General features: G+C 52.9%; 2 rRNA genes. Both read right to left on the reverse strand.

Annotated features, from left to right (window positions below):
• Positions 1 to 6: 6 nt before the first annotated feature.
• Positions 7 to 122, reverse strand: a 5S ribosomal RNA gene (gene rrf / locus A7589_RS21005).
• 100 nt (positions 123 to 222) lie between these two features.
• A 23S ribosomal RNA gene (locus A7589_RS21010) occupies positions 223 to 3,126 on the reverse strand.
• Positions 3,127 to 3,246 lie beyond the last annotated feature (120 nt).

Genomic DNA, 3,246 nt, shown 5'->3' on the forward strand with positions numbered 1-3,246 from the left:
TTTGATGCCTGGCAGTTCCCTACTCTCGCATGGGGAGACCCCACACTACCATCGGCGCTACGGCGTTTCACTTCTGAGTTCGGCATGGGGTCAGGTGGGACCACCGCGCTACGGCCGCCAGGCAAATTCTGTTTTATCAACACGTCCTCTTCTGACCTGTCGATTTAATCTGTATCAGGCTGAAAATCTTCTCTCAATCCGCCAAAACCCCTTCGGCGTTGTAAGGTTAAGCCTCACGGTTCATTAGTACCGGTTAGCTCAACGCATCGCTGCGCTTACACACCCGGCCTATCAACGTCGTCGTCTTCAACGTTCCTTCAGGAGACTCAAGGTCTCAGGGAGAACTCATCTCGGGGCAAGTTTCGTGCTTAGATGCTTTCAGCACTTATCTCTTCCGCATTTAGCTACCGGGCAGTGCCATTGGCATGACAACCCGAACACCAGTGATGCGTCCACTCCGGTCCTCTCGTACTAGGAGCAGCCCCCCTCAGTTCTCCAGCGCCCACGGCAGATAGGGACCGAACTGTCTCACGACGTTCTAAACCCAGCTCGCGTACCACTTTAAATGGCGAACAGCCATACCCTTGGGACCTACTTCAGCCCCAGGATGTGATGAGCCGACATCGAGGTGCCAAACACCGCCGTCGATATGAACTCTTGGGCGGTATCAGCCTGTTATCCCCGGAGTACCTTTTATCCGTTGAGCGATGGCCCTTCCATTCAGAACCACCGGATCACTATGACCTGCTTTCGCACCTGCTCGCGCCGTCACGCTCGCAGTCAAGCTGGCTTATGCCATTGCACTAACCTCCTGATGTCCGACCAGGATTAGCCAACCTTCGTGCTCCTCCGTTACTCTTTAGGAGGAGACCGCCCCAGTCAAACTACCCACCAGACACTGTCCGCAACCCGGATTACGGGTCCACGTTAGAACATCAAACATTAAAGGGTGGTATTTCAAGGTCGGCTCCACGCAGACTGGCGTCCACGCTTCAAAGCCTCCCACCTATCCTACACATCAAGGCTCAATGTTCAGTGTCAAGCTATAGTAAAGGTTCACGGGGTCTTTCCGTCTTGCCGCGGGTACACTGCATCTTCACAGCGAGTTCAATTTCACTGAGTCTCGGGTGGAGACAGCCTGGCCATCATTACGCCATTCGTGCAGGTCGGAACTTACCCGACAAGGAATTTCGCTACCTTAGGACCGTTATAGTTACGGCCGCCGTTTACCGGGGCTTCGATCAAGAGCTTCGCCTTGCGGCTGACCCCATCAATTAACCTTCCGGCACCGGGCAGGCGTCACACCGTATACGTCCACTTTCGTGTTTGCACAGTGCTGTGTTTTTAATAAACAGTTGCAGCCAGCTGGTATCTTCGACTGATTTCAGCTCCACGAGCAAGTCGCTTCACCTACCTATCAGCGTGCCTTCTCCCGAAGTTACGGCACCATTTTGCCTAGTTCCTTCACCCGAGTTCTCTCAAGCGCCTTGGTATTCTCTACCTGACCACCTGTGTCGGTTTGGGGTACGATTTGATGTTACCTGATGCTTAGAGGCTTTTCCTGGAAGCAGGGCATTTGTCGCTTCAGCACCGTAGTGCCTCGTCATCACGCCTCAGCCTTGATTTTCCGGATTTGCCTGGAAAACCAGCCTACACGCTTAAACCGGGACAACCGTCGCCCGGCCAACATAGCCTTCTCCGTCCCCCCTTCGCAGTAACACCAAGTACAGGAATATTAACCTGTTTCCCATCGACTACGCCTTTCGGCCTCGCCTTAGGGGTCGACTCACCCTGCCCCGATTAACGTTGGACAGGAACCCTTGGTCTTCCGGCGAGCGGGCTTTTCACCCGCTTTATCGTTACTTATGTCAGCATTCGCACTTCTGATACCTCCAGCATGCCTCACAGCACACCTTCACAGGCTTACAGAACGCTCCCCTACCCAACAACACATAGTGTCGCTGCCGCAGCTTCGGTGCATGGTTTAGCCCCGTTACATCTTCCGCGCAGGCCGACTCGACCAGTGAGCTATTACGCTTTCTTTAAATGATGGCTGCTTCTAAGCCAACATCCTGGCTGTCTGGGCCTTCCCACATCGTTTCCCACTTAACCATGACTTTGGGACCTTAGCTGGCGGTCTGGGTTGTTTCCCTCTTCACGACGGACGTTAGCACCCGCCGTGTGTCTCCCGTGATAACATTCTCCGGTATTCGCAGTTTGCATCGGGTTGGTAAGTCGGGATGACCCCCTTGCCGAAACAGTGCTCTACCCCCGGAGATGAATTCACGAGGCGCTACCTAAATAGCTTTCGGGGAGAACCAGCTATCTCCCGGTTTGATTGGCCTTTCACCCCCAGCCACAAGTCATCCGCTAATTTTTCAACATTAGTCGGTTCGGTCCTCCAGTTAGTGTTACCCAACCTTCAACCTGCCCATGGCTAGATCACCGGGTTTCGGGTCTATACCCTGCAACTTAACGCCCAGTTAAGACTCGGTTTCCCTTCGGCTCCCCTATTCGGTTAACCTTGCTACAGAATATAAGTCGCTGACCCATTATACAAAAGGTACGCAGTCACCCCATAAAGAGGCTCCCACTGCTTGTACGTACACGGTTTCAGGTTCTTTTTCACTCCCCTCGCCGGGGTTCTTTTCGCCTTTCCCTCACGGTACTGGTTCACTATCGGTCAGTCAGGAGTATTTAGCCTTGGAGGATGGTCCCCCCATATTCAGACAGGATACCACGTGTCCCGCCCTACTCATCGAGCTCACAGTATGTGCATTTTTGTGTACGGGGCTGTCACCCTGTATCGCACGCCTTTCCAGACGCTTCCACTAACACACACACTGATTCAGGCTCTGGGCTGCTCCCCGTTCGCTCGCCGCTACTGGGGGAATCTCGGTTGATTTCTTTTCCTCGGGGTACTTAGATGTTTCAGTTCCCCCGGTTCGCCTCATTAACCTATGGATTCAGTTAATGATAGTGTGTCGAAACACACTGGGTTTCCCCATTCGGAAATCGCCGGTTATAACGGTTCATATCACCTTACCGACGCTTATCGCAGATTAGCACGTCCTTCATCGCCTCTGACTGCCAGGGCATCCACCGTGTACGCTTAGTCGCTTAACCTCACAACCCGAAGATGTTTCGTAAAACACCATCGTGTTGCGAAAATTTGAGAGACTCACGAACAACTTGCGTTGTTCAGTGTTTCAATTTTCAGCTTGATCCAGATTTTTAAAGAGCAAA

The organism is Escherichia sp. MOD1-EC6475, assembly GCF_003046645.1.
Classification (GTDB): Bacteria; Pseudomonadota; Gammaproteobacteria; order Enterobacterales; family Enterobacteriaceae; genus Escherichia; species Escherichia ruysiae.